The sequence below is a fragment of the Mesorhizobium sp. WSM4307 genome, assembly GCF_007003945.1.
In the GTDB taxonomy this organism is placed as follows: domain Bacteria; phylum Pseudomonadota; class Alphaproteobacteria; order Rhizobiales; family Rhizobiaceae; genus Mesorhizobium.
In genome coordinates this window covers 1-23,959 of record NZ_VFTB01000011.1, presented here as the reverse complement: position 1 = coordinate 23,959, position 23,959 = coordinate 1, and the positions used below count along the sequence as shown (strand labels likewise).

Below are 23,959 nucleotides of genomic sequence, written 5' to 3'. Positions count from 1 at the left end.
AGGCTGACGTTACGCTCGCTGCTTGGGAGGGCTCATTCGCCCATGGTCCGTAACACGTCCTGCTTGAGGATTTCGACGCTGCGCAGGTTGAGCAGGCGGATGACGCCCTTGTCCTTCAGCCGGGTGAAAACCCGTGACACGGTCTCGATGGTGAGTCCCAGATAGTCGCCGATGTCCATGCGCGACATCGGAAGTTCCACCTGCCGCAGGCCGCCTTGGCGCTCCACCATATCCACCAGGAAGGCGGCCACGCGTTCGATGGCGTTCTGGCGACCCAGGACGAGGAGGTGTTCCTGGGCCCTGGTCAACCCCTTGAGCGCCAGGGGCAGCAACTGATGTGACATGTCCGCCCCAGCATTGAAGCGGAAGACACGAACACAGGTGGCATTGATCGCTTCGGCGAAGAAGTGGTGCGTCGTGCCAGCTTCGAAGCCGAATGTCTCTCCAGCCAGGTGGAAGGCACTTATCTGCCGGCGGCCATCGGCAAGCAGTCGGTAGATGCGAACGGCGCCGAACTCGACCTGGTAGAAGGCTCCCGCCTTCCCGCCCTGGGCATAGATCTCTGAACCCGCTGGGAAGAAGCTGACCGGCTGCACCGGCCCGGAATCGAGTGGCGCTGGCAGGCCCGGCTGAGCAAGATGCGACGACAATGAAATCCTGGAGGAGGTGTAGGCTTGCATGGCTGTCTTCCCGGTTGATCCGTGACACAGCAATCGCGCAAATCGGCGGGTGCCGAAATTCGGTTATGTCCCTACGGGAAACTACCTAGGCGAGGCCTGGACGTCAGGCGGCCGCCCTGGCGTCGGCTGCGATCCCGCTGCCATCCGACCCTGCGTCTTCGACTTTGCAGATGGTGTCGTGATATCCGCGATATACCGGCTCCGCGGATGCGACTGTCGTGGTTGGCAGCTTGGTTATTGCTCCTCCCGATTATCTCGCGCATGGGTGTTGAGCCGGATCAAATCATTCGCGCCGCCGGTTGCCTATGGTTTGCCTACGCTCGGGATAGGTTGAATGCGCATCGCGATCCTGTCTGATATCCATGCCAATCGCGAGGCGTTCGACGCAGCCCTGGAGGCCGTCCGAAGGCACGATCCGGACGAGGTGGTGTTGCTCGGCGATCTGGTCGGCTACGGGCCGGATCCCATCTATGTGATCGAGAAGGCCATCGATCTGGTGGCGCGCGGCGCGCTTTGCATCATGGGCAACCACGACGAGGCAGTGGCGCGGAACCTGAGCAACATGACTGAGAATGCACGGTTCGCGGCCCAGTGGACCCGTGAACGCCTCGCTTCCACGCACCTCGATTTCCTGGCGCGATTGCCGCTTTCACTGCAATCCGAGAACCGGCTGTATGTGCACGCCAGTGCCGAGAGGCCAGAAAGATGGTCGTATATACGCGACGTCGATGCGGCAGAACGCTGCCTGTCTTCAACGGATGCCCAGTTCATTTTCTGCGGCCATACCCACGTCCCGGCCATCTATTATGCGTTACCCGGGCGTCGACCGATGCATTTTCAGCCGCTGGACAACGTTGCGGCGCCACTGTCGGCGCTGAGGAGGCATCTGATAATTGCCGGCGCTGTTGGTCAACCTCGCGATGGCAACCCGGCGGCATGCTTTGTTCTTGTCGACCCGCAACGCCACGAGGTCACGATGGTTCGTGTCCCCTATGATCATGAAGAAACGGCACGCAAGATCCAGGCCGCCGGTCTGCCCGGTTGGCTTGGCATGCGTTTGAAGATCGGCCGCTGAGGAGACGTATTCCCATGCAACGGTTTGAGGCAGGGGCAGTCATCGATGGCTTCGAGCTGGTGGAAAAGCTGCCTGCCGGCGGCATGGCCTCGCTCTGGCGGGCGACCAACCCGCGATACGAATTCCCGCTTGTGCTGAAGATACCGTTTCTCGACCCGGGCGGGGAGGTTTCCGTCATCCTCGGTTTCGAGGCTGAGGAGCTGATCCTCAAACGCCTGTCAGGCCCGCATGTGCCGCGTTTTGCAGCAGCCGGCAGCTTGTCGCGGGTGCCCTATCTTGCCATGGAGTTCGTGGCGGGCACCGGCCTGGCGGATCTCGTCGGCAACGCGCCGCTCCCCGTGGACGAGGTGACAAGGATCGGCGCCGAGATCGCGACCGCACTCGCTGCCCTGCACCGGCAGAAGGTCGTCCATCTCGATCTCAAACCCGAGAATGTCATTCTCGCCGAGCGCGGGGCAGTGCTCCTCGACTTCGGGCTCGCTTGGCACGCGGAGCTTCCCGATCTTCTCGGCGCGGAAAGCTCGGTGCCGATGGGCACGGCCGCCTATATTTCACCAGAACAGGTGCTCGGAGAGCGGTCCGATCCTGCAAGTGACTTGTTTGCTCTGGGTTGCATCCTCTATCAGCTGGCAACGGGCGAGGAGCCGTTCGGGCGGCCGGCGACTTTTGCGGGGATGAAGCGCAGGCTCTATCACGCTCCAAGGTCGCCGAGAGATATCAACGATGCCATTCCGCGTTGGCTGGAAGCCATCATCCTGAGATGCATGGAAGTGGACAGGTCTCGACGATATGTCGAGGCGGCGCACCTTCTGTCCGACCTGAGGAACCCCGACCAGGTGGTGGTCGCAAGGCGCAAACCCCAGGACAAGGGAGTATGGGCGGCGATCGCCAGGCTGTTTCGCAAGACGGATGACAGATCGCTTGTAGGCAAGCCGACCTTGTCGAGGGCGCAGGCCGGCCCGTCTATTGTCCTCGCCGCGGTCGATCTGGCCAATGGCAGCGATGCGCTGGCGGGCGAGGTCCTCAATGAAACCGCTCGTGTGCTTGCTTCGCGCGAGGATTCCCGGCTGGCCTGCGTGACGGTCCTGAGGACCGAGATCATAGGCGAGACGCGGGCGGTCGACGAATCCGGACGCCCCGTCTACTTGAAACGGCTGGTGGCGCTGAAGGATTGGGCTCACCCACTTCATCTGCCGGAAGACCGCATCAGTTATCATGTGCTCGAAGCGGTCAGCCCCGCTGATGCGATCCTCGACTATGCCGAGCACAATGACGTCGGCCACATCGTCGTTGGTGCCCGGGCATCTTCGGCAATCCGCCGCCACCTCGGCAGCGTTTCGACCAAAGTGGTCGCACAGGCTCTTTGCTCGGTCTCGGTGGTCCGACTGAAGGTCGTCGAGGAACAAGCGCGGCCGCTTTGATGCGTTCCAGGGCGTTTGACTCCGATCAAGGAAGGCTGGTGTCCTTGCCCGTCAGATGGCTGTTCAAATGGAGAAGAGCCATGCAGACGAATGCAACGCCTCGATACGACGCCAGCGTCAACACGACCGGTTGCTGCCCCAGATTCAATCCCGAGGGCTGGGACGGTCAGGAACTGCACTTCAGGGACAAACGGTTTGTCAAAGCCACGACCCACAGCGTCATGCATATCCCGGTGAACATGGGCAGCGTCTTCGCGCGCGTCAACAAACACATCGAGGACGCCGGTGCTTCCGATCCCGATCAGCTCATCGTTCTCAGCAGGGATGTCTCGCCCTGGAGCAGCGAGCATCTGTTTGCGGCCTCGAAACCTGTCGCCAACGAAGAGATGACCACGCTGAGCGGCGACTATGTGACCAAATTGTTCGAGGGGCCATACAGCCAGGCGAGGGCGTGGGACGAAGAAATGCGGGAAATTGCGCGTCATCGAAACGCAGAGGGGCGCGAGGTCTATTTCTTCTACACGACATGCCCGAAATGCGCCGAAGCCTACGGCAAGAACTATGTCGTCGCCATCGCGGCGGTGGCCTAGGATCGTCCAGGTTCGGTGGCTGGAGCGCCGGGCTCGACCCAGGTACCGCGTTCCCCTCTGACGATTGCGACGGCGTCATCGAGCTTGCCGATCGCCGCGGGTTTCCCCGTTTCTTCAGCGAATTCGATTGCGGCACCGACCTTGGGCCCCATGGAGCCGGCTGGAAAATTCCGTTCCGAGATCTCCTTGGCGGTCACGCGCCGAAGCGCATGCGCGGCAGCCGTTCCATAGTCGACATAGACGGCGTCGACATCCGTCAGCATGAGCAGCATGTCGGCCTTTAACGCGCGAGCGAGAAGCGAGCTTGCCAGATCCTTGTCGATGACGGCCTCCACGCCGCAAAGACTGCCGTCATCCCGGGCTATCACCGGAACCCCGCCGCCGCCGGTGCAGACGACGATCACGCCACGTTCGACCAAAAACGAAATCACGGACGCTTCCAGAATCTCCAACGGCTTGGGCGAGGCCACGACACGGCGCCATTTTTCGCCATCGGGCGCGATCTGCCAGCCGCGCTCGCCGGCAAGCCTATGCGCGGTTGCCTTGTCGTAGACCGGGCCGATCGGCTTCGTCGGGTGAGCGAAAGCCTGATCTTGCGGATCTACTTTCACCTGCGTCAGCAGGGTCGCAAAAAGCCTCTCCTTGAGGAGGTTGCCGAGCTCCTGCTCGATCACGTAACCGATCATGCCGGCGCTCTCGGCGCCAAGCACGTCAAGCGGAAACGTGCCGCCGTCCGACGTTGCCGCTGCCTGCAGGGCCAGAAGTCCCACCTGAGGCCCATTGCCGTGTGTGACGACAATCGAGTGCCCTTCGTCGACAAGTTCCGCGAGCACCGAAGCGGCGCGCACGATGTTGGCGCGCTGGTTGTCGGCTGTCATCGGTTCTCCACGACGCAGCAATGCGTTTCCGCCGAGCGCAACAACGACAAGCATCTCAGTTGCCGATCGTTGCGACGAGCAGGGCCTTGATCGTGTGCATCCGGTTTTCGGCCTGGTCGAAGACAATCGACGCAGCCGACTCGAATACGTCGTCGGTGACCTCCATGCAGTCGATGCCGTACTCCTTTGCGATGAACTCGCCGATCTCGGTACCGGTGTCGTGGAACGCCGGCAGGCAATGCATGAATTTGACGTGGGGATTGCCGGCGGCAGCCATCACCTCGCCGGTGACCCGATATGGTGTCAGAAGGCGAATGCGCTCGGCCCAGCCCGATTTGTCCTCGCCCATCGACATCCACACGTCGGTGTAGATGAAATCAGCATCCTGCACGCAACTCGACACGTCCTCGTCGAGCCGGAAGCGGCCGTCGCTTTGTGCTGCCAGCCCTCGGACATGGGCGCAGAATGCCTCATCCGGCCAGAGCTCCCTTGGTGAGGCTATGCGCATGTCGATGCCGACCTTGGCAGCTCCAAGCGCCAGCGACAGCGCGACATTGTCGCGCCCTTCGCCAACGAAGGCGACGGTCATGTCAGAAAGATGCTTGTGCGTGAATTCGCGCATGGTCATGAAGTCGGCGAGAATCTGGGTCGGATGCGCCTCATCGGTGAGGCCGTTGTAGACGGGCACGCCGGCATGCGCGGCAAGCAGTTCGGCCTGATGCTGGCCAAAGCCTCGGTATTCGATCGCGTCGTACATCCGGCCGAGCACGCGAGCAGTATCCTTCATCGATTCCTTGTGGCCGATATGACTGCCGGTGGGGCCGAAATAGGTAACATGAGCGCCCTGGTCATAGGCCGCTACCTCGAACCCGGTCCGCGTGCGCGTCGAATCCTTCTCGAAGATCAACGCGATGTTCTTCCGGACAAGACGCGGGATTTCGTGGCCGGCGAGCTTGGCTGCCTTCAGGTCGGCTGCGAGCTTCAGCAGGAAACGGATCTCGTCGGCCGTGAGATCGTCCAAGGTCAGGACGGAGCGGCCATGAAGATTGATCGACATGGGAATTCCTTTCGGTTCAGATCGGGTCGCGCACAATCGGGCAGGTCATGCAGTGCCCGCCGCCTCGGCCGCGGCTGAGTTCGGCGCCTTCGACCGTGATCACTTCAATCCCGGCACGGCGCAGCAGTGTGTTGGTGTAGACGTTGCGGTCGTAGCCGATGACCACGCCGGGCTCGACCGCAACGACGTTGTTGCCATCATCCCATTGCTCGCGCTCGGCCTCGTAGCGGTCGCCGCCGGTGGCGATGATGCGCAGCGACTTCAGACCAAGGGCTTCCGCAACCACCGTCGTGAACGGCTTTGCCTCATCGGTGACCTCGACGGCCGTCTCTCCATCGCCAGGCCGCAGTGAGAAAGTGCGCATCCGGTCGACCACCGGCGGATACAACGTGACAAGGTCGCGATCGCAGAAAGTGAAGACGGTGTCGAGATGCATGAAACTTCGGTCCCTGGGCATCAGCGCAGCAATCACACGCGTCGCCTCGCCGGAGGCAAACAGGCTGCGCGCGAGATCGCCGACGGCTTGCGGCGTGGTGCGCTCGCCCATGCCGACGAGAACCGCTCCACCACCGATCGGCATGACGTCGCCGCCTTCCAGGCTGGTTCCTGTTCCCAGATCCGGCGAAACAAAGGGCACCCCGCTGTCGCGGAAGCGGGGATGGAAGCGGTAGACGGCTTCGACATTGGCCGCCTCCGGGCGCCTTGCAGGCCAATACATGGAATTGACCGAGACCGACCCGTAGATCCAGCAGGAGCTGTCACGCGTGAAAAGCTGGTTCGGCAGCGGCGGCACTACGAAATCTTGAGGAGCGAGCGTCCTTCCGGTCAGCCCTTTGGGTTCGAAAGGAAGCTCTGCCCGGGCAATGCCGCCGACAAGGCAGGACGACAATTGCTCCGATGACATCTCGTTGAGCCATCCCCGCAGTTCGCCGACCATGTCCAGCCCGACGACGCCGGGATGAATCCGGCGGTCGAGGAGCCAGTCGCGCGCCTTGCTCAGGCGCATTGTCTCAGCCAGGAGTTCCCCGAAGGAATGCACCAGCACGCCGCGTTCGCGCAAGGAATCGACGAAGACGTCGTGCTCGTGGCGGGCCCGCTTGACCCACAGCACGTCGTCGAAGAGCAGCGCCTTGCAGTTGTCCGGTGTCAGCCTGCGTAGGCTGAGGTCCGGACGGTGGACCATCACCTCGCGCAGCCGGCCGACTTCGGAATGGACACCCAGGCTTGTCATCGCGTCAACCCTCGCACAGCGGGCCTCTCACAGCGGACTGACGGCGCCGGTCCACATCTCGTAGACCGCGAGGATGGCGACCGCGATGAGGATCCCGGCGAGGGCGGCCTCGGCGGTATGGAACACGCGCTGATTGGTTTCACGGCGCGCCCAGACGTAGAAGATGATGCCTGGGGCATAGAGGATCGCGCACATGAACAGGTAGGCCGGGCCTGCTGCATAGACGAGCCACAAGCCGTAGACCGTTGCCACCAACCCGGCCAAAAGCGGGCCAGTGCGTTGCTCGCCGCTCTCGTAGCTCTCGCCGGTCAGCGCGAGCTTGGCAGCGTAAGCTCCAGAAAAGATATAGGGAACAAGGATTGCGGCCGACGCGATGTAGAACAATGCCTGATAGGTGCTTTGCGCGAACAGCGTGATCACCAGGAAAGCCTGGACAAGGAGGTTGGTGATCAGAAGTGAGGTCGCCGGCACACCGCGATCGCTTTCACGGCCGAAGAATTTCGGCATTGTCCCATCCTTGGCGGCGACATGTGGAATTTCTGCCGCGAGCAGCGTCCAGCTCAGGAAGGCGCCAACCACCGATACCACAAGCGCGAGGTTGATCAGGATAGCGCCGAAGGGACCGACAACCGCTTCCAGCACGCCCGCCATAGACGGATTCTTCAGCACTGCGAGCTCGGGTTGGCTGAGGATCCCGAGCGACAGCAGCGACACCAGGGCGTAGAGCGCAAGGCAGGTGAAGAAGCCGAGAACAGTTGCCGTGGCGATGTCCTTGCGACGTTCTGCGCGGCCGGAAAAGACGCTGGCGCCTTCGATGCCGATGAACACCCACAGGGTCACCAGCATCGTGCTCTTCACCTGTGCGGTGATCGAACCGAGACTGGCGTTGCCCAGACCGGTGAAGTCGAGCGACCAGACTTGCAGTTTGAAGGCAACCACGACAACCCCGACGAACAGGACGATCGGAGCGATCTTTGCCGCCGTGACGATGAGGTTCACGATCGCTGCCTGCCGGATACCGGCGAGAACCAGGACGTGGATCAGCCAAAGCAGGATCGATGCGCCGAGCACCGCCTGCCATGTGTTCCCATCACCGAAGGCCGGAAAGAAATAGGACAACGCGCTGAACACGATCACTGCGTAGGAGACGTTGCCGACCCAGGCGCTGATCCAGTAGCCCCAGGCGCTGTTGAAGCCGATGAAGGGGCCGAAGCCGGCCTTGGCGTAGGCGTAGGGCCCTGCGTCCAGCTCGGGCTTGCGGGTGGCTAGCGATTGATAGACGAAGACCAGTGCCAGCATGCCCACGGCTGTGATCGCCCAGCCGATCAGGATGGCAAGGGGGGCGGCCCCTGCAGCCATATTTTGCGGAAGGCTGAATACGCCGGAGCCGACCATCGAACCGATCACCAGTGCGGTGAGGGCTCCTACACGAAGTTTCGTTGGCGCCGCAGTCGCGACTCTCCGAACTGGGACGTTGATATCAGTCGTAGTCATGGACGCTCTCCCTAATCTGAAGGCTCTGATGGGAGGCAATAGACAGGAAGCCAGCACCAACGGCTTTGATGCGGGTCAATAAGCCTTTGCTGAATAAAGCTGAATAAAAGAGTGGCGATGGTGTTCCGGTTTCTGGGTCGCATCGCGTGCTTTCCGAGCCATGTCGAACAGGAGCGACCGACTTGCGCCCCAGAAATCGTCCAGGGCGCAAATCGGATCCGGTCGGTTAATGGCTGTCAGGCAATGTCTGCCGGCTCGGCTTTGCGTTTTCGCCCCGTGATCATGGCCCGTACCAGGTTTTCGCGATGGCGAAAGCTTGCCAGAACGACGCCGCCTATATGGAAAAGGACCAGCAGAAGTAGGCCGTGTGCGCTGAGGCTGTGCATCGTTTCGACCCACGACACGCCGAAATAGGCGTCCGTCGTCATCAGCCAACCGGTCAGTGCGGTTGAACCCATCGCCGCGATCAGCATGAGTATCATTGCGCCGCCGGCAGGGTTGTGGCCGATGTAGCGGGCTTCGCGACCGTGCAGCAACGCCCAGAGGTAGCGCAGCACCGTTTCCGGGTCACGCACGAATTGCGAGAAGCGCGCATAGGGTGTGCCAAGGACACCCCACACGAGCCGCGTCACGACCAGCCCGGCAGCAGTGTAGCCAGCCCAATAGTGGACGTCCTCCGAAGAATGGGAAGTGAGCCAGGCCGTGACGAAGCTGAGCACCAGCGCCCAGTGAAAGCCTCGCACGACTCGGTCCCAGACGCGCACCATCTCCAGCGATGGTTGCGCGTCCGCCGCTATTGAAGCGTTCCGGTCAGTTTTCGCCGGCTTCGGCATTATCGAGCTTTTCAAGGGTCTCGGCATTGTAGGCGAGATTCACTTTCTTGCCGGCCTTGTCGACTGCGTAGACTTCATAGCAACCCTTCTCGACCTTGATCTGGCGGACGGTGAGACCTTCGCCGGTCAATTGCGCCTCGAGCGTTGCCTTGGGCTTGAACTGTGATTTCGGCGCGGTGCTGCAGCTGCCGCCAGCAGCGAGCGCCGGTCCTGCAAGCATGCCGGCGAGCGCGGCGAGGACGAGTGTGCGATACATAATGGCTCCATTCGAGAGGTTGGGCGCTGATGTTGCGCCTTGAGGGGTGGATTTCGACCGGTTCGGCCAGACGGCGGTATGACCGTCATTGGTGCGGGATAGCCAATTCAACCTGACAACTGGCTGACAGCGGCTTCGGCATCGCCGATCGGGCTCACCGCCGGTCGGTTTGATTTGGCGCAAGGATCGCGGGTGGCGCCGCGAGCAGGATGGTGGCCGGGATACAGAGCGCTTCTGCTACTATCCCAAGGAGAAAAGTCATGAAAACCATGTTGAGGAGAGCTTCGCTTGGGCTTGCCGCCATAATGCTTATGCTCGGCAGCGCCAGCGCGACCCGGGCTGCTTCGATTGTCCAGGTCTCTTTGTGGGACAAGGGGGCAAGCGTGCAAATGCCCATGGGGCTCGCTTATGCGACGCCCGGGATCGATCTTTCGAAGGCCACCATGGGTATGAAGGCTTCCCCCGGAGCGGTGAAGGCCGGGGAGGTCACATTCAACGTGAAAAATGACTCCAAGGACACCGTTCACGAAATGATCGTCATGTATCTTGCCGATCCCGGCAAGCCGCTTCCCTATCTGGATGCCGAGAACCGGGTCGACGAAGACAAAGCAGGCGACAAGGGCGAGGTTTCAGAGCTCGATCCCGGCAAATCAGGCGCATTGACCGTCGAACTGAAGGCTGGAAAATACCTGCTTGTCTGCAACGTACCGGGTCACTATGGAGCCGGCATGTGGACCGAATTCACTGTCGATCCATAGGCCTTGAACCTGGCGACCCTGCGATTGTCGCAGTTTTTGAAAGCTCGCCGGGATCGCCGGTCCTGTCGGTTTGGCTGCCGCAGGACGGCAAGGTTGCGACCGAAGGGAAGGTCAACGGTTGGGCCGAGCGTTGGCTCGACGAAACAGACGGATTGGGCGGTCTGGGCATTTTTTCCTGCGGCGTATGGAGCGCGTCATGAAAGCGATGGTGCTCGAAAAGGTCGGCGCCCCCTTGAAGCTGGTCGACAGGCCCGATCCCATGCCTGGGACGGGCGAGATAAGGCTGAAGGTCGAGGCATGCGCTGTCTGTCGCACTGATCTGCACGTGATTGATGGGGATCTGCGTCATCCAAAACTGCCGCTCATTCCGGGTCACGAAATCGTCGGCATCGTCGATTCTGTGGGCAAGGGCGTCGCGCGGTCCAGGGTGGGGCGCCGAGTTGGCGTACCTTGGCTCGGTCACACTTGCGGGCATTGTCCCTACTGCCTCGCAGGGAGTGAAAACCTTTGCGATCAGCCGGATTTCACGGGCTACACGCGCGATGGCGGCTTCGCCAGCCATGTCATTGCGGACGCGCAATTCGCTTTCGATCTGGACCGGGATGCCGATCCCGTATCGCTGGCGCCGTTGCTTTGCGCTGGCCTGATCGGCTGGCGATGCCTGAAGAAGGCCGGTGACGGCAAGCGGCTCGGGATCTACGGCTTCGGCGCTGCCGCGCATATCGTCGCCCAGATCGCGATCTGGCAAGGTCGTGAGATCTTCGCTGTCACCCGGCCGGGTGACAAGCAAGCACAGGAATTTGCTCGTTCGCTCGGAGCGACCTGGGCGGGCGGGTCTGATGAACTTCCGCCAAGGCAGCTCGATGCCGCGATCATCTTCGCTCCCGTCGGTGACCTGGTGCCGATCGCGCTTGGCGCTGTCCGCAAGGGCGGCAGGGTGGTTTGCGGCGGCATCCACATGAGCGACATTCCGGCGATGGCCTATGAGTTGCTCTGGCAAGAGCGTGAAATGGTGTCGGTGGCAAACCTGACGCGCCGCGACGCGGAACAGTTCTTTCCCATTGCCAGGCGCGCCCAGGTGCACACGCACACCAAGGTGTACCCGCTGGAACAGGCCAATCAGGCACTGGACGATCTGAGGCAAGGCAGATTGAGCGGCGCTGCCGTCCTGGTGCCGTGATTGACAGTCGAGAATTATCCGGCCCGTCGTCCCAGACCGCGCATTTGCCGGATCCACTTCGCACGGGTCGCATCGCCGGCGCCGGCGACCATGCCGAACAATGTCTCACGCACCGGACTGATGCCGACGAAATGCAGGATGCTCCGCCGCATGCCGGCCAGGCCATGTCCAAGGAACCACAGGCGGTAGAGAACGGCAGGCATGCCCATCGTCACCACGACTCGTGCGGAGCGGCCGCGAAGCAATGTCTTGGTGAAGCCGCCGCCCTTGTCCGGGTAGGCAAAGGCGGTTCCCGGCCGCATGACCTGTTCCAGGAATGCCTTGAGCATGGCCGGCATGGTTCCGAGCCACAGTGGAAAGACAAAGACGATGTGCTCGGCCCAGACGATCGCGTCGGCGGCCTCCCTGAGGCCGGCGGGAACCGCACCATGCTCGAACTCCTGCATTGTCCGCAGCATTGGAAAATCGAGCGCCGCCAGATCGACCCGGCGCACGGCGTGTCCCGCCTTCTCCGCCCCATCGCCATAGGCTTTGGCAAGGCCGCGGCAGAGCCGCTCGGGGGACGGGTCGGGATGGCCGACCACAATGAGGATGCGTCGCGACATGGTCTACTCGCAGCAAATCTGTCGTCGCGGCGTCAAGGCCGCTCGACCCGTGCCACCTGGTAGGTGTGCATGGCGCCGTTGCGCTCGATCGACACATATTCGCCGGTCACGAACCGTTCGTCGCCGAGATGAAAGCCGATTTCGTCGTCGCGATCGCCTTCGGCGTAGTCGAAATACCATTGTCCGCCCGGCTTGCGCCTCAATCTGCCGATCAGGTCCTCCTCGCCGGTGCGGAAGCGGCGAACGCGACAGGAAGCCCTGTGCGATTTCCACTCTTCCGCATCGATCCGGCCTTCGCCGGTCAGCGGAGCCAGCACGTCATAGCCCTCTTCGCGGTCGCCTTCCGGGTGACCCTTTTCACGGGCCAGCAGCAGCCGGACGTGGCGGAATTTGGGGGTGAGATCCTTCAGACTGGTCATGGCAAACTCCTTTACGGAGTTTCATAGAGCGGGGGCTGGACCTAGCCCTTGATCCGCATCAAACAACACCCGGTCGCCACGCGTCTTTCAGGTGCCGAGCAACAGCATGGCGCCGTAGCCGGCGGCCGCAGCGGCCAGGGTTGCGCCGGCCAGAGGCACCCAGAATCTGACCGGACCGGCAAATACCGCGAGTGACAGCCGGGCGACAGCATTTGCCGCCAGCGCCGCGAGTACGGCCCGGCCCACCGTCTCGATGGACACGGAATGCTTGACCAGGCGCAACGCGCCGAGCACCGCAACATCGACATCGAACGTACCTGCAAGCGCCGAACTCGCCAGCAAGCCGCGCCCGCCGAATTGGGCGGCCAATCCGGCGCTCGCGGTCGCGACGATCGCGAAGAGCAAGGCGAAGAGCAGCAATGGGCCAAGTTCGAAGGGATTGCGTGCCATGGCGCTCCCTTCGCCATTCCCTTTGTCGCGGGTCAGCAGCAATGCGCCGCAGGCAGCGAAGACGAGGGCAGCCGCGATGGCCGGAATGCCGACCCAGGCGAAGACGCTCGGCTCGATGATCAGAACCACGGCGCAGACGCGGAGCACGGAAACCAATGCAGCCAATGATGCCGCTCCTGCGAGCGAAAGCGGGTTGCTTGCCGAAGCGGCGTTGCGGGCAAGCGCCAAAGTCACGGCGGTGGACGAGACGATCGCCCCGGCGAGCGAACTGACGAGCAGGCCGCGCGTATTTCCCAGGATGCGAACAGCCACATAGCCAGCGAACGAAATCGAGGCCATCAGCACCGTCAGGAACCAGACCTCCCACGGATTGAAACCTCCCCACGGGTCCATCGTCCGGTTCGGCAGCAAAGGCAGGACGACCGCCGTCATCACCGCCAGGATGAGAGCCGATCGCAGTTCGATCCAGGTCAGTCGCTTCAGCAGGCCGTGCAGGACCTCTCGGCTGGCCAGGATTGCCGCCAATGCCGCACCGCCGGCGGCAGCCGCCCGATAGTCGTCGGTGACCGAAAGCGCGCCCAGCGCAAAAACACCAAGGGCCGCGATCACGCTCGTGACGCTGAAATCCTCGTCATGGGCAGCTTCGCGCGCCTTATACCAGGCAAAGATTGCGGCAAAGGCGATGAACCCGCCGACCAGCACCGATACTGCACCGAATGCGTTGGCGAGTGCGGCCAGAACGCCGCCGAGCAGGCCGGATATGCCAAAGGTCCGAATGCCCGCCGTGCGGCTGCGATCGGGCGCCTCCCGCTCGCGCCAGCCACGTTCCAATCCGACGAGCAAGCCAATTGCCAGGGCCAGTCCGAGCCGGGCGATGAGCGGATCCATCGCCGCTGCGGCTTTCAGGCGGCGACCGTCGGCAGGCGGTCGCGAACCCACCTGACGATCTGACCTGCCGTCATTGCGCCTGATGTGCGCGCGATTTCACGCCCGCCATGGAAGAGGATCATCGTCGGGATGCCGCGAATGCCGAGCCTTGCCGCAACAGCCTGCTCATTGTCTGAGTTGAGCTTGAGCAGGCGAACATGTGGCTCCAGTTCGCGCGCCGCCGCTTCGTAGGCCGGAGCCATCATCTTGCACGGGCCACACCATGGTGCCCAGATGTCGACGACAACGGGAATACTGCTGCGCGCAATCTCGTGGTCGAACGCCTTGGCGTCGACGTCCAGCGGGTGACCTGAAAACAGCCTGTTCCCGCACTTTCCGCATTTGGCCTCGTCGGCATTGCGCGCCGGCGGCAGGCGATTGACCCCGCCGCATTTGCCGCAAACCACCAGATTCTGTTGTGCCATGCCCGTTCACCGATCCGTTGTTGTCCACTATGCGCGCCGGAGACGTCCGTCGCCAAGGGCGCGCAGTGCGTTCAAGATGACCGCCACGTCGATCCCTTCCTGAAGCAATGCACCTGCCACCGGTGCGATCTGCCCCATGGCCGCCGCAGCCATTGCCACACCCGAGAGCGCCAGCCCGACAACGATGCTCTGCAGGGCGATCGCACGCGTCCGTCGGGCGATCCGCACCGCCTCGGCGACAGGCCCCAGCCGGTCGGTGAGAACGATGACATCGGCCGCTTCGGACGAGGCTGTCGCCCCGCGCGCGCCCATGGCGACGCCGACCGTCGCCGCGGCAAGGGCGGGCGCATCGTTGATGCCATCGCCAACCATCATTGTCGGCGCTCTTGCTTTCTCGGCCTCAACGATCGCGACCTTGTCCGCGGGAATGGCATCGGCGACGACGGCGTCCAAATCCAGCATGGAAGAGATACGCTTTGCGGCGGCACCGTCATCACCCGTCAGCAGGACCATGCGCGTGATGCCGGCCGAGCGCAGGTTGACGAGCGTGTCGTGTGCATCGGCACGCATCGCATCGCCGAAAGTAAACACGCCGGCAAGTCGTCCGCCAAGTGCGACAAAAATCCTGAGCACCGGCTCGTCCCGGTATTTTTCTTCGCCGCTTTTCGCCCAGCCGGGCAGCGGCTTGTCGGCGAGCACGAGAGCCCGCGATCCCGCCGCGATCGCCATGTTTTCGACCCGACCCTTCAGGCCCGCGCCGCGATGCTCGCGGACATCACGCGGAGGCGAAAGCATCAGCTGTCTGCCGCGCGCCGTCCGGATGATCGAGTCGGCGAGCACATGGTGCGAGGCCTGCTCCAGGGATGCCAACAGGCGCAGCAGATGGTTCGCGTCGCGGCCGGGCGCGGCTTCGATTTCGATGAGCTCGGCGCCGCCGATGGTCAAGGTCCCCGTCTTGTCGAAGATCGCTGTTCGGGCTTGCGCGAGGGCCTCCAGGGCCGTGCTGCCTTTCATCAGGATGCCGGCCCGTGCGGCTCGCGAGACGCCGCCGATGAACGCAACAGGAGCAGCGAGGATGAGCGGGCAGGGCGTTGCGACGACCAGCACCGCAAGCGCCCTGATCGGGTCGCCGGAAATATACCAGGCGGCGCCGGAAACCAGCAGAGTGGCTGGCAACAGGAACAGGGCAAAGCGGTCCGCCATGCGAATGAACGGAGATTTCGCGGTCTGTGCTGCGGCGACCATGCGCACGATCGCTGCATAAGTGCTTTCCTCGGCGAGGACCGAAGCCCGCATGCTGAAGGTCTCGCCCGCATTGACAGTACCGCTACGCAGCATGTCGCCCGCGGTCCGTCGTTCCGGCAGCGGCTCTCCGGTCACCGCGGACTCATCGATCGAGGCTGAAGCATCGAGCAGGATACCGTCGACCGGAAGCAGTTCGCCGGCGCGTACCAGAAGGGTGTCGCCGACAACGACCTTTTCGACGGAAATCCTTTCCGTTCCGTGTGTCGATTCGCGGTGTGCGACACGCGGTGACCGGTCGGTGAGTGCCTTGAGGTTCCGCTCGGCACGGCCGCGGGCAAAATCCTCGAGCACGGTGCCGCCGGCATACATGATGGCGACCACTATCGCGGCCAGCGGTTGTCCAAGCAGCAGCGCGGCGGACATGGACACCAACGCAATTGCATCGACACCAAAGCGGCCGATCCAGAAATCACGCAGAATGGAGATGGCGAGAGCCGCCACCACGGGCAAGGTGGCCACCGTCCAGATCGTGCCGGCATCAAAGGGCCCGAGCCCGCTTCGCCAGGCTCCGATGCCGCCAGCGAAACCCAGGATCGCGATGACCAGCAATGCGCGCCGCAGAGTGGACTCGTTCATGCGATGCCTTCCGATTTGATCGATGCCCACCAATTTTCGCTGGCACTGACGGGCGTGTCGAACTCAAGCAAACAGCTAGTCCCGATAGGCTGGTGAAGACTTTGATCCAACGCAACGAACGGGCAAGATCGACAGGCGATTATCGCTACGAACAGGAGGCATAGGGGTGACGATCCGAAATCTCGAATATGCGTTCGCTCCGAAGTCGGTCGCCATCTTCGGTGCATCAGGGCGTGACGGCTCGGTCGGCCGTGTCGTGTTCGACAACATCGTCAACGGCGGCTTTGAAGGCGAGATCTGGCCGGTCAACCCGAAATATTCCGAAATTGCAAATCGGCCGTGCTACGCCAAGACTGCCGTTCTGCCTGATATTCCAGACCTCGGTGTCATCGTCACGCCGCCGGACACGGTTCCCGGCATCGTGCGCGAGCTCGGTGACAGGGGGACGCGGGCCGCGGTCGTGATCACCGCCGGGCTTACCCGCGAGAACGGCCTGCGTCAGGCCATGCTCGACGCTGCCAAGCCCACACTGTTCCGCATCATCGGGCCGAATACGGTCGGACTGATGATCCCGCCCGTCAAACTCAACGCCGGATTTGCGCATATGGCCGCCAAGCCTGGCAACATCGCACTGCTGTCGCAATCAGGCGCCATTGCCACGTCGCTGATCGACTGGGCAGGCGATAACAATGTCGGCTTCTCCCAGATCGTCTCGCTCGGCGACATGGCCGATGTCGATGTGGGGGACTGCCTCGACATGCTGGCGGGCGACATGCACACCCACGCCATCGTGATGTATCTCGAAACCATTCCCAATCCGCGCAAGTTCATGTCGGCGGCGCGCGCCTCAAGCCGGTGATCGTTATCAAATCGGGCCGGCACGAGCAGGCGGCCAAGGCCGCCGCCACCCATACCGGCGCGCTGTCCGGGGCGGATCGTGTGGTCGATGCCGCATTGCTGCGCGCAGGCATCCTGCGCGTCAAAGGCCTGGCCGAGTTGTTCGATGCGGTTGAAACGACCGCCCGCTTCGCTCCGCTGGAGCGAGCCCGCGTCGGCATCGTCACCAATGGCGGTGGCGCCGGCGTGCTTGCCGTCGACCAACTTGTCGACTGCAACGGGGAACTGGCCGAACTCGCACCGGGAACGATTGCCCGCCTGGATGCCGTCCTGCCGGCCACATGGTCGCATGCCAATCCGGTCGACATCATCGGCGACGCTCCGCCTGAGCGTTACCGGGCCGCGGTCGAGGCCATCGCGGCCGATGCTGGGACCGACGTTGTCCTGGTCATGAACTGCCCGACCGGGCTCGGCTCGCCGCTCGCCGCGGCAAGCGCGGTGGCAACGCTCGCGCAGGACGGCAAGATCGGCGGCAAACCGGTCCTGACCTGCTGGCTTGGCGAACACACGGCGCGCGAAGGGCGACGTGTTCTTCAGGACGCCGGGATTGCCAGCCTCGAGACACCCGCTGATGCCGCGACGGCCGTATCCTACCTCGCCGACTGGTCGCGAGCGCAGCGGGCCCTGCTGCGTACGCCGTCGAGCCACGGCGAGGCCGCCACGAGCGGTCGAGAAGCGGGGCTTGCCCTATTCAGGCGGGTCGCCAGGGAAGGCCGGTGCATGCTGACCGAACCCGAGGCCAAGGCGGCGATTTCCGCCTACGGCATCCCGGTGCCCGAAACGATCATCGCCAGATCCCCTGCCGAAGCGGGGAAAGCGGCGAGCCGGCTTCTCAAGACATCCGAGCAGGTCGTCGTCAAGCTGCTGTCAAAGGCGATCTCGCACAAATCGGACATTGGCGGGGTGGTGCTCGGCATAGCATCCGCGGCGGCAGCCGAGGAGGCCGCCCGCTCGGTGAAGGCCCGGTTGCGCAAGCACGACCCCCAGGCCGATATCGAGGGTTATGCCGTACAGCCGATGGTGGTGCGAAAGCAGGCTCAGGAACTGATCCTTGGTGTCAGCCGCGATCCAATTTTCGGCCCGGTTCTGCTGTTCGGGGCGGGTGGCGTCGCCGTTGAAGTGACCGACGATACCGCAATCGCGTTGCCGCCGCTCGACGACGTTCTTGCCGGTGACCTGATCGGGCAAACGCGGATCGGCCGGCTGCTCGCCGGATTCCGCGATCGCAAACCCGCGGATCGGCAGGCGATCGTCGCGGTGCTCAACGGGCTGTCGCAGATGGTCGTCGACTTTCCGTGCCTCGTATCAATGGACATCAATCCGTTGCTCGCCGACACCGACGGTGTGATCGCATTGGATGCACGCATCGAGATCGAACCGGAGCGCGTGGATGAAGCCGGGCCAAATCCCGCACTGTGCATCCGGCCTTACCCGTCAAGTTGGGAGAAGGAAATTTCGGCAGGAGGCGCTCGCTATCGTATCCGGCCGATCAGGCCGGCGGACATTGCGCTCTATCCCGAATTCCTCGGCAGGATTTCGCCCGACGATCTGCGCCTGCGGTTTCTGTCGCCGCGCAAAGGCTTCTCCGACCAGATGTTGAAGCGGCTCACCCAGCTCGACTACGACCGCAACATGGCTTTCGTCGCATTGGACACGAGCACTGGCGCGCTGGCAGGCATCAGCCGCTTGTCCTGCGATCCCGACCACGTCAGCGCCGAATACGCGTTGCTGGTGCGGACGGACTTGCAGGGTCATGGTCTGGGTTGGGAGTTGCTCAGCCAGATCATCGATTATGCAAAGGCCGACGGGATCCGCTGCATCGAAGGTATCGTGCTCAGTGAGAACAGCAAGATGCTGGCAATGTGCCGTGAATTCGGCTTCTCCATCATGCGCCTTCCGAACGAGCCGGGGCTTGTCGAGGCCAAGCTCGAACTCGGTTGAGGTCGATCATCCGCAACAGTCAGGAGGCCGTGCGCAAGGTCTCGGAAGCATCGCGCTGCCAACATCTCCTCAGTTCCGCGGCGATGTCGACGGGCTTTCGATCGGAATCGGTCCTGCGCCAGCTGGCCTTGCCGGCTTTTCGCTGCAATTGACGCGAGAGGATATCCACCGTTGCATCCGAGGGACCGCCCTTGCGTTCGCTGACCCGTTGCCAAAGGACGAGTGGATCCGCCTCCAGCCAGAAACCGAAGAATGGAATACCCCGGTCTCGCGCCGCCTTCTCGATCCGCTCACGATCGGCCGGTCTGTCGAAGACCGCATCAGCTACAACCGAGCCGCCCTCGGAGAGAATCAGGCCGGCGCGCCATGCCATTTCGTTGTAGACGCGGTCGGACACATCCGGTCGGTAGGCCTTGTCCGGCAGCCTGGTCTCGGCGGGGACGCCGTGCATCGCTTTGCGGATGCGGTCGCTTTCGACTATGCGCGCTCCGGGCGGCGCACCGACGTGGGCGGCGAGCGCCTCGGCAATAGTCGTCTTGCCTGAACCACTGAGGCCGCCGATGGCAACGAGCCTCGGCGGCGTTTGCTGCAGAAATGTTCGGGCCAGTTCGAAATAGGATCGGGCCTCGGCAGTCAATTTGCCGGAATCGGCGCTGCCTTCCTCGACCTGGGTGGCTGTGACATGCGCGCGCACCGCTGCGCGCACCGCCATGAAGAAAGGCAGCAGGACAAAGCCATCCTCGTCATCGGCCTCGTCGAGGTAGCGGTTCATCACGAGATTGGCGAGCTCTGGGAAACCGCGATGCCAAAGGTCCATCAGCAAGAAGGCAAGGTCGTACAAGACATCGATGCTGGCGATCTGGTCATTGAATTCGATGCAATCGAAGAGGCGAGGCTCGCCATCGAAAAGGCAGATGTTGCGCAGGTGCAGATCGCCATGACACTGGCGGATTTTGCCCGCAGCCTCCCGGCGATCCAGCAATCCGGAATGGCGCGCGAGTGCGGTGCGGAAAGCCGCGGCAAACGTCTCGATCTCCCGCTTTGTAAAAACATGGCTGGTGCCAAAGCCGGCCTCGTTGATGTCGAGCACGCCCATCAAATTGAACGAGCCGGTGCCGTTGTGGATCTTCGGCGCGGCACGATGATATCCCACGACCATGCGTGCGACGGCCGTCATCAACGCTGGCGTCAGTTCTCCTGCGGTCGCCATCCGATCAAGGAGCCTCGACTGATCAAACCGGACCATCTCGATCACCGCATCGACCATTTGGCCGGCACCATCGAAAACGAGTTTGCCGTCGACTTCGCGGGTAATGCGCCGCACGCCCAGATAAAGGCCGGGTGCGGTCTTGGCGTTGAGTTCCACCTCTTTCTCGCAAGCGGCCAGCCTTAGTGCTGGCGTCGAGAAATCGACATAGGGCAGCTTGACCGCCCGTTTGATCTTAAAGGCACGTCCACCAATCAAGAAAATTCGCGATATATGGGTCTCGATCGCTTCGACCGGTCCCGTCATGCCATAGGAGGCGGGATCAAGCAGGAACGCGATAGCGGATTGCTGCTCGTCAACGACTATGTCCGGCCTCTTCCATGCCGGCATCGTGCTGAGACTGTTTGCGCCTTGTGCTTTCATTGCTGCAACGTCTCAACATAACCGGCCAGATCATGGATCCGTTCCCTGGTGACGATTTCCCCGGCATTCGGGCCATATTTCTTCACGTCACCGGGAAGGAATTGCCGGCCCCAGACCGGCATGTCGCGATCGCCATGCGCCGGCACCATGCCGCGACCGTCGATGACGGCAAAAACGCGCCAATAGGGGAATTCGCCGCCATTGCGCCTGGAGAGGCGCGTCAGGTCGCTCGGCCGCTTCAACAACTCGTCGCCCAACGGGCCGTCGCCCTTGCCGTCTGGGCCATGGCAGACGGCGCATGAGTTCATATATTCCACCTTGCCGTTGCCGAGTTCCTGGGCGCCAGCCGCGTTGAGGGCCAATCCCGCCAGAATCGCCGCGATCAGGAATTTCATCTGCGTTTCCCCGATTGATCGACCGAAACTACAGCGTTGGCTTCCCCGCACGTTGACACGGATCAAATGCCGCCACTCCGGTGTTTGACTCAGCGCAATGAAATCACCGGGCGCCGCCGCTAATGACTGACATCACGACTGAACCTTCACTCGAAATCAGGAGTCGGCGTGACTTTCAGGACACTGCTTACAGTTACCGGGCCGAACCAGGGCGGGGGCGATCTGAAGCTCGCCGCTGACCTGTGCGAACAGATCGATGCGCACCTTTCCGTGCTCGTCCTCGAGATTGCCGCACCGCCCTCGGGTGGTGAGTATGCTGCTGTCGTCTCGCCAGCCTGGCTGGAGGAGCGGCAGGCCGAGCTGAAGAGGCTTGAGAAACGAATTTCGGATGTCGCCGCCTTTCTTTCCCGAAGTGCGGTATCGGCTGATCTGAGTGACGACTATCCCGACATTGGATGGGCCGACGACGTGATCGGGAGGCGTGCTCGCTACGCCGATCTGACCATTCTGGGGCCGGATCTGCTGGCCGGCCACACTTTGAAGGATAAGGTCATCGAGGGCGTCTTGTTCTCATCGGGAAAGCCCATGCTCGTGGTTCCCGAGGGCTCGCGGCCAACGCTGACACCGAAACGCATCCTGGTCGCATGGGACGCTCGCCTTGAGTCATCGCGCGCTGTTCGCGAGTCGCTGGATCTGCTGAAAGGCGCCGATGACGTGCGCCTCGTGATGGTCGATCCGTTGGAGGGCGAATTCCATCACGGGGCCGAACCGGGGGCCGATGCCGCGACCTATCTTGCCCGGCACGGCGTGAAGGTTACGGTTGACCGGCTGCCGAGCTCGAACCATTCGGTTGCCGAAGTGCTTCGCCAGCATGCCGGCGACGTTGCGGCCGAGCTGATGGTCATGGGTGCCTACGGTCATTCCCGGTTGCGCGAACGCGTTTTCGGCGGCGTCACCAAGTCGATGCTTGAGGGGCAATCGCTGCCGGTCTTGATGGCGCGGTAGCGGTTCGCACGAGGAAAAAGCGGGCCGGTGCGGTTTGCGCCGGCCCGCTCCCATTCTTGAAGGGTCGCGTATCTACTCGCTCGCCTCTCGCCCGGAGACCTGCTCGATCAGAATCCGGAAGAAAACATGCGGTGCATTGTCGGCAGCGGGAGGCGCGACCGGCTTGAGTGAGCCGGGTTCCCACCAGTCGGTGTGCTTGCTCAACACAGACCAGGCATGATCCCGCTGAAGCTTGTACCCGATACGATCCGGCAGCTCTTCATATCGACCATCGACAATGACGCTTCTCCATCCTCGGCCCTGCCCGTGTTCGTCGACCTGGACCGACACCAGCGGATTGGCCCGCATCCATTCGATTTTTTTGCCTGGCATGGAAAAAGCATAAAGATGAGCATCCGAATGGGCATAGTAGAGGGGCACGACGTAGGGCTGCCCGTCCTTCGCGCATGCCAGGCGGCCAACACGATTGGCCGTCAGGATTTTCGTGCATTCCAAGGCAGAAAGCGTGCGGACCAGCATCAATGTGATCTCCTGTTCTTCTCTGCCGCCGACCCGTCGCCCACCATATGGCGCTTGCGGGTCTTGTACAGCCGGCCAGCCTCATCCAGCGCGGCTGTCACTTCACTGTCGGAAAGCTGCGGGAACCGCAGGTAGTGATAACCCAATGCACGGAACCGCCCTGGCTGGCTAAGACATACCACGCGATCGGCCTCCGTCGCCAAATCGGCCAATGTATCCGGAGGAGACACCGGAACCGCCACGATGATCTCCCTGGGCGCCCGGTGCCTGAGCGCGCGTATGGCGACTTTCATGGTCGTTCCGGTTGCTGCCCCGTCGTCGACGAGGATCACCGTTTTACCTCCTACTGACAACGACCTGCGATTACCCTTGTAGGCGAGGCGCCGACGTTCGAGTTCCGGGCGTTCGAGAGCGACCAGCGAGGCAAGTTCGGCATCGTCGAGCGCATAAGCCTCGACGATCTCCCGGTTGAGCACGACGTCGGGTGGATTGCCATCCACGACAGCGGCTACCGCCAGTTCCGCGTTGCCCGGGGCACCGACTTTGCGGACGACGAGTACGTCGAGAGGCGCGCCCAGGGCTTTGGCGACTTCGGCGGCGACAGGAACCCCACCGCGAGGCAGCGCGAGAACGACCGGCTGGCAAAGATCGAGCCCGGCCAATTCGATGCCGAGTCTCTCTCCTGCCTGCTTACGGTCGCGAAACATTGTTCAATCCGCCGGCCAGAGTTCGCGAAGGGACTTCTTCATCGAGTTTCTCACCTGAGTGATCTCACCATGCGATATATGGCGATCGAGCAGCTTGAACACCGCCCTGATGGCGACGTCGAAATCGACGTCGTCATCGTAGCCGAAGCTGTTCCTGACGCAGAGGACAAAATCACGCTTCTTGCGCTCATGCCCAGGCGCCGATGGGGCCCAGCCCTCGAAGTATATGCCGCGAATCAAAACGGGCAGTTGCGCCGAGAAATCGGCCGTTTCCGCCGGCGGCAACCAATCTCGCATCGCGTGCAGAACGGACCTTAGAAGCCGGCATGCACTTGGCTCGCTCCAGCGGAGATCAGCGGCGAGCTCTTTTACCCACTGCTGTGCCTGCTGCGCAGCGTGGGTGAAGCCGGAAAAAGAGGTGTGGGACATGTGGCTCATGGTTCTACTCCCTAAAATTCAGAGGAAGCCGAAATGGATGAAGACGACTGAGCACATGGCCGCTTCAGCCTCCGGCCTTCGCCATGATCAGCGGAACGATCCGATCGCTCTTCGCAACAATGGGCCGTCCTGCCGAGCCGTAGGGAATGCCGAGCGCGTCCCAGGTCTCGACCAGCGCGTCCTGCAGCTTGGCGATCAGCGCATCGGAATGGAACGGTGTCGGCGTGATGCGCAGACGTTCGGTGCCGCGCGGCACGGTCGGGTAGT

23 protein-coding genes and 2 pseudogenes are annotated in these 23,959 nt (G+C 62.6%); 7 read left to right on the top strand and 18 right to left on the bottom strand.

The annotated features are described in order from the left end of the window. Positions 1-32: 32 nt before the first annotated feature. Entirely contained in the window at positions 33-680 is a 648-nt protein-coding gene (locus FJV83_RS25655; RefSeq protein WP_095793730.1) for a helix-turn-helix domain-containing protein, read from the bottom strand. Between the two features lie 334 nt (positions 681-1,014). On the opposite strand from FJV83_RS25655, the gene FJV83_RS25650 reads away from it, so the two are divergent. From FJV83_RS25650 to FJV83_RS25640, 3 genes are all read left to right on the top strand, one after another. Continuing rightward, on the top strand, positions 1,015-1,755 hold the full coding sequence (locus tag FJV83_RS25650; RefSeq protein ID WP_095775412.1) for a metallophosphoesterase family protein: 741 nt from the start codon (positions 1,015-1,017) through the stop codon (positions 1,753-1,755). Positions 1,756-1,769: 14 nt separating this feature from the next. Beyond that, complete coding sequence (locus FJV83_RS25645; RefSeq protein WP_142876813.1) at positions 1,770-3,176, top strand: bifunctional serine/threonine-protein kinase/universal stress protein; 1,407 nt, start codon at positions 1,770-1,772, stop codon at positions 3,174-3,176. An 80-nt stretch (positions 3,177-3,256) separates the two neighbouring features. Continuing rightward, positions 3,257-3,766: a hydrolase gene (locus tag FJV83_RS25640; RefSeq protein WP_095775414.1), complete on the top strand. Its 510-nt coding sequence runs from the start codon at positions 3,257-3,259 to the stop codon at positions 3,764-3,766. On the opposite strand, the gene arcC is transcribed toward FJV83_RS25640, so the two are convergent. The 6 genes from arcC to FJV83_RS25610 form a co-directional block, all read right to left on the bottom strand. Next, positions 3,763-4,698 carry a carbamate kinase gene (gene arcC / locus FJV83_RS25635; RefSeq protein WP_095789723.1) on the bottom strand — a complete coding sequence of 312 codons (936 nt, stop codon included), beginning with the start codon at positions 4,696-4,698 and terminating at the stop codon, positions 3,763-3,765. The two genes, FJV83_RS25640 and arcC, sit on opposite strands and share 4 nt — an antisense overlap. A gap of 1 nt (position 4,699) precedes the next feature. Then, positions 4,700-5,701 (bottom strand): ornithine carbamoyltransferase, encoded by a 1,002-nt coding sequence (gene argF / locus FJV83_RS25630; RefSeq protein ID WP_142886226.1) that lies wholly within the window; start codon positions 5,699-5,701, stop codon positions 4,700-4,702. Between the two features lie 16 nt (positions 5,702-5,717). After that, positions 5,718-6,932, bottom strand: coding sequence for an arginine deiminase (locus tag FJV83_RS25625; RefSeq protein WP_095775417.1), 1,215 nt, complete (start codon positions 6,930-6,932; stop codon positions 5,718-5,720). Positions 6,933-6,959: 27 nt separating this feature from the next. After that, positions 6,960-8,483, bottom strand: a complete 1,524-nt coding sequence (gene arcD, locus FJV83_RS25620; RefSeq protein WP_245318327.1) for an arginine-ornithine antiporter — start codon at positions 8,481-8,483, stop codon at positions 6,960-6,962. 179 nt (positions 8,484-8,662) lie between these two features. Further along, positions 8,663-9,193 carry a cytochrome b/b6 domain-containing protein gene (locus tag FJV83_RS25615; protein WP_095775419.1) on the bottom strand — a complete coding sequence of 177 codons (531 nt, stop codon included), beginning with the start codon at positions 9,191-9,193 and terminating at the stop codon, positions 8,663-8,665. A 43-nt stretch (positions 9,194-9,236) separates the two neighbouring features. Next, positions 9,237-9,515 carry a PepSY domain-containing protein gene (locus tag FJV83_RS25610; RefSeq protein WP_095775420.1) on the bottom strand — a complete coding sequence of 93 codons (279 nt, stop codon included), beginning with the start codon at positions 9,513-9,515 and terminating at the stop codon, positions 9,237-9,239. 260 nt (positions 9,516-9,775) lie between these two features. Here FJV83_RS25610 and FJV83_RS25605 point away from each other — a divergent pair, with 260 nt between their 5' ends. Both FJV83_RS25605 and FJV83_RS25600 read left to right on the top strand, forming a co-directional pair. Continuing rightward, positions 9,776-10,273, top strand: coding sequence for a sulfocyanin-like copper-binding protein (locus FJV83_RS25605; RefSeq protein ID WP_095775421.1), 498 nt, complete (start codon positions 9,776-9,778; stop codon positions 10,271-10,273). A 196-nt stretch (positions 10,274-10,469) separates the two neighbouring features. Then, positions 10,470-11,453: a zinc-dependent alcohol dehydrogenase family protein gene (locus FJV83_RS25600; RefSeq protein WP_142886321.1), complete on the top strand. Its 984-nt coding sequence runs from the start codon at positions 10,470-10,472 to the stop codon at positions 11,451-11,453. Positions 11,454-11,467: 14 nt separating this feature from the next. Here FJV83_RS25600 and FJV83_RS25595 read toward each other — a convergent pair whose 3' ends face one another. From FJV83_RS25595 to FJV83_RS25575, 5 genes are all read right to left on the bottom strand, one after another. Further along, entirely contained in the window at positions 11,468-12,058 is a 591-nt protein-coding gene (locus FJV83_RS25595) for an NAD(P)H-dependent oxidoreductase (protein WP_142886225.1), read from the bottom strand. A gap of 32 nt (positions 12,059-12,090) precedes the next feature. Next, positions 12,091-12,477 carry a hypothetical protein gene (locus FJV83_RS25590; RefSeq protein ID WP_095775423.1) on the bottom strand — a complete coding sequence of 129 codons (387 nt, stop codon included), beginning with the start codon at positions 12,475-12,477 and terminating at the stop codon, positions 12,091-12,093. Positions 12,478-12,564: 87 nt separating this feature from the next. Continuing rightward, positions 12,565-13,815 (bottom strand): MgtC/SapB family protein, encoded by a 1,251-nt coding sequence (locus FJV83_RS25585; RefSeq protein WP_142886224.1) that lies wholly within the window; start codon positions 13,813-13,815, stop codon positions 12,565-12,567. Between the two features lie 14 nt (positions 13,816-13,829). After that, the gene (gene trxC, locus FJV83_RS25580; protein ID WP_142886223.1) at positions 13,830-14,279 is read right to left on the bottom strand and encodes a thioredoxin TrxC; all 450 of its coding nucleotides are present in this window, start codon (positions 14,277-14,279) and stop codon (positions 13,830-13,832) included. Positions 14,280-14,306: 27 nt separating this feature from the next. Next, positions 14,307-16,160 (bottom strand): heavy metal translocating P-type ATPase, encoded by a 1,854-nt coding sequence (locus FJV83_RS25575; RefSeq protein ID WP_142886222.1) that lies wholly within the window; start codon positions 16,158-16,160, stop codon positions 14,307-14,309. Positions 16,161-16,326: 166 nt separating this feature from the next. On the opposite strand from FJV83_RS25575, the pseudogene FJV83_RS25570 reads away from it, so the two are divergent. Next, positions 16,327-18,998 (top strand): annotated as a pseudogene (locus FJV83_RS25570) (bifunctional acetate--CoA ligase family protein/GNAT family N-acetyltransferase). A gap of 19 nt (positions 18,999-19,017) precedes the next feature. Here the strand turns inward: FJV83_RS25570 and FJV83_RS25565 are convergent. After that, positions 19,018-20,511: a bifunctional aminoglycoside phosphotransferase/ATP-binding protein gene (locus FJV83_RS25565; protein ID WP_245318329.1), complete on the bottom strand. Its 1,494-nt coding sequence runs from the start codon at positions 20,509-20,511 to the stop codon at positions 19,018-19,020. A 113-nt stretch (positions 20,512-20,624) separates the two neighbouring features. After that, positions 20,625-21,023: a cytochrome c gene (locus FJV83_RS25560; protein WP_095775427.1), complete on the bottom strand. Its 399-nt coding sequence runs from the start codon at positions 21,021-21,023 to the stop codon at positions 20,625-20,627. A 168-nt stretch (positions 21,024-21,191) separates the two neighbouring features. Here FJV83_RS25560 and FJV83_RS25555 point away from each other — a divergent pair, with 168 nt between their 5' ends. Beyond that, on the top strand, positions 21,192-22,028 hold the full coding sequence (locus FJV83_RS25555; RefSeq protein ID WP_095775428.1) for a universal stress protein: 837 nt from the start codon (positions 21,192-21,194) through the stop codon (positions 22,026-22,028). Between the two features lie 72 nt (positions 22,029-22,100). On the opposite strand, the gene FJV83_RS25550 is transcribed toward FJV83_RS25555, so the two are convergent. The 4 genes and pseudogenes from FJV83_RS25550 to FJV83_RS25535 form a co-directional block, all read right to left on the bottom strand. Beyond that, on the bottom strand, positions 22,101-22,547 hold the full coding sequence (locus FJV83_RS25550) for a pyridoxamine 5'-phosphate oxidase family protein (protein ID WP_095775429.1): 447 nt from the start codon (positions 22,545-22,547) through the stop codon (positions 22,101-22,103). Continuing rightward, positions 22,547-23,254, bottom strand: coding sequence for a phosphoribosyltransferase (locus tag FJV83_RS25545; RefSeq protein WP_095775430.1), 708 nt, complete (start codon positions 23,252-23,254; stop codon positions 22,547-22,549). The genes FJV83_RS25550 and FJV83_RS25545 overlap by 1 nt, the downstream gene beginning before the upstream one ends. Before the next feature lie 3 nt (positions 23,255-23,257). Further along, positions 23,258-23,692: a DUF2267 domain-containing protein gene (locus FJV83_RS25540; RefSeq protein ID WP_095775431.1), complete on the bottom strand. Its 435-nt coding sequence runs from the start codon at positions 23,690-23,692 to the stop codon at positions 23,258-23,260. A 64-nt stretch (positions 23,693-23,756) separates the two neighbouring features. Then, positions 23,757-23,959, bottom strand: a pseudogene (locus FJV83_RS25535) (5-aminolevulinate synthase); the annotation flags it as partial.

Excerpts from the sequence above, each read along its gene's own strand:
- FJV83_RS25640 (WP_095775414.1), top strand. The coding sequence starts at position 3,257 with ATGCAGACGAATGCAACGCCTCGATACGACGCCAGCGTCAACACGACC.
- arcC (WP_095789723.1), bottom strand. The coding sequence starts at position 4,698 with ATGCTTGTCGTTGTTGCGCTCGGCGGAAACGCATTGCTGCGTCGTGGA.
- FJV83_RS25595 (WP_142886225.1), bottom strand. The coding sequence starts at position 12,058 with ATGTCGCGACGCATCCTCATTGTGGTCGGCCATCCCGACCCGTCCCCC.
- FJV83_RS25550 (WP_095775429.1), bottom strand. The coding sequence starts at position 22,547 with ATGCTGGTCCGCACGCTTTCTGCCTTGGAATGCACGAAAATCCTGACG.
- FJV83_RS25615 (WP_095775419.1), bottom strand. The coding sequence starts at position 9,193 with ATGGTGCGCGTCTGGGACCGAGTCGTGCGAGGCTTTCACTGGGCGCTG.
- FJV83_RS25575 (WP_142886222.1), bottom strand. The coding sequence starts at position 16,160 with ATGAACGAGTCCACTCTGCGGCGCGCATTGCTGGTCATCGCGATCCTG.
- FJV83_RS25585 (WP_142886224.1), bottom strand. The coding sequence starts at position 13,815 with ATGGATCCGCTCATCGCCCGGCTCGGACTGGCCCTGGCAATTGGCTTG.
- FJV83_RS25605 (WP_095775421.1), top strand. The coding sequence starts at position 9,776 with ATGAAAACCATGTTGAGGAGAGCTTCGCTTGGGCTTGCCGCCATAATG.
- argF (WP_142886226.1), bottom strand. The coding sequence starts at position 5,701 with ATGTCGATCAATCTTCATGGCCGCTCCGTCCTGACCTTGGACGATCTC.
- FJV83_RS25590 (WP_095775423.1), bottom strand. The coding sequence starts at position 12,477 with ATGACCAGTCTGAAGGATCTCACCCCCAAATTCCGCCACGTCCGGCTG.
- FJV83_RS25600 (WP_142886321.1), top strand. The coding sequence starts at position 10,470 with ATGAAAGCGATGGTGCTCGAAAAGGTCGGCGCCCCCTTGAAGCTGGTC.
- FJV83_RS25650 (WP_095775412.1), top strand. The coding sequence starts at position 1,015 with ATGCGCATCGCGATCCTGTCTGATATCCATGCCAATCGCGAGGCGTTC.
- FJV83_RS25645 (WP_142876813.1), top strand. The coding sequence starts at position 1,770 with ATGCAACGGTTTGAGGCAGGGGCAGTCATCGATGGCTTCGAGCTGGTG.
- FJV83_RS25610 (WP_095775420.1), bottom strand. The coding sequence starts at position 9,515 with ATGTATCGCACACTCGTCCTCGCCGCGCTCGCCGGCATGCTTGCAGGA.
- FJV83_RS25655 (WP_095793730.1), bottom strand. The coding sequence starts at position 680 with ATGCAAGCCTACACCTCCTCCAGGATTTCATTGTCGTCGCATCTTGCT.
- FJV83_RS25545 (WP_095775430.1), bottom strand. The coding sequence starts at position 23,254 with ATGTTTCGCGACCGTAAGCAGGCAGGAGAGAGACTCGGCATCGAATTG.
- trxC (WP_142886223.1), bottom strand. The coding sequence starts at position 14,279 with ATGGCACAACAGAATCTGGTGGTTTGCGGCAAATGCGGCGGGGTCAAT.
- FJV83_RS25540 (WP_095775431.1), bottom strand. The coding sequence starts at position 23,692 with ATGAGCCACATGTCCCACACCTCTTTTTCCGGCTTCACCCACGCTGCG.
- FJV83_RS25565 (WP_245318329.1), bottom strand. The coding sequence starts at position 20,511 with ATGACGGGACCGGTCGAAGCGATCGAGACCCATATATCGCGAATTTTC.
- FJV83_RS25560 (WP_095775427.1), bottom strand. The coding sequence starts at position 21,023 with ATGAAATTCCTGATCGCGGCGATTCTGGCGGGATTGGCCCTCAACGCG.
- FJV83_RS25625 (WP_095775417.1), bottom strand. The coding sequence starts at position 6,932 with ATGACAAGCCTGGGTGTCCATTCCGAAGTCGGCCGGCTGCGCGAGGTG.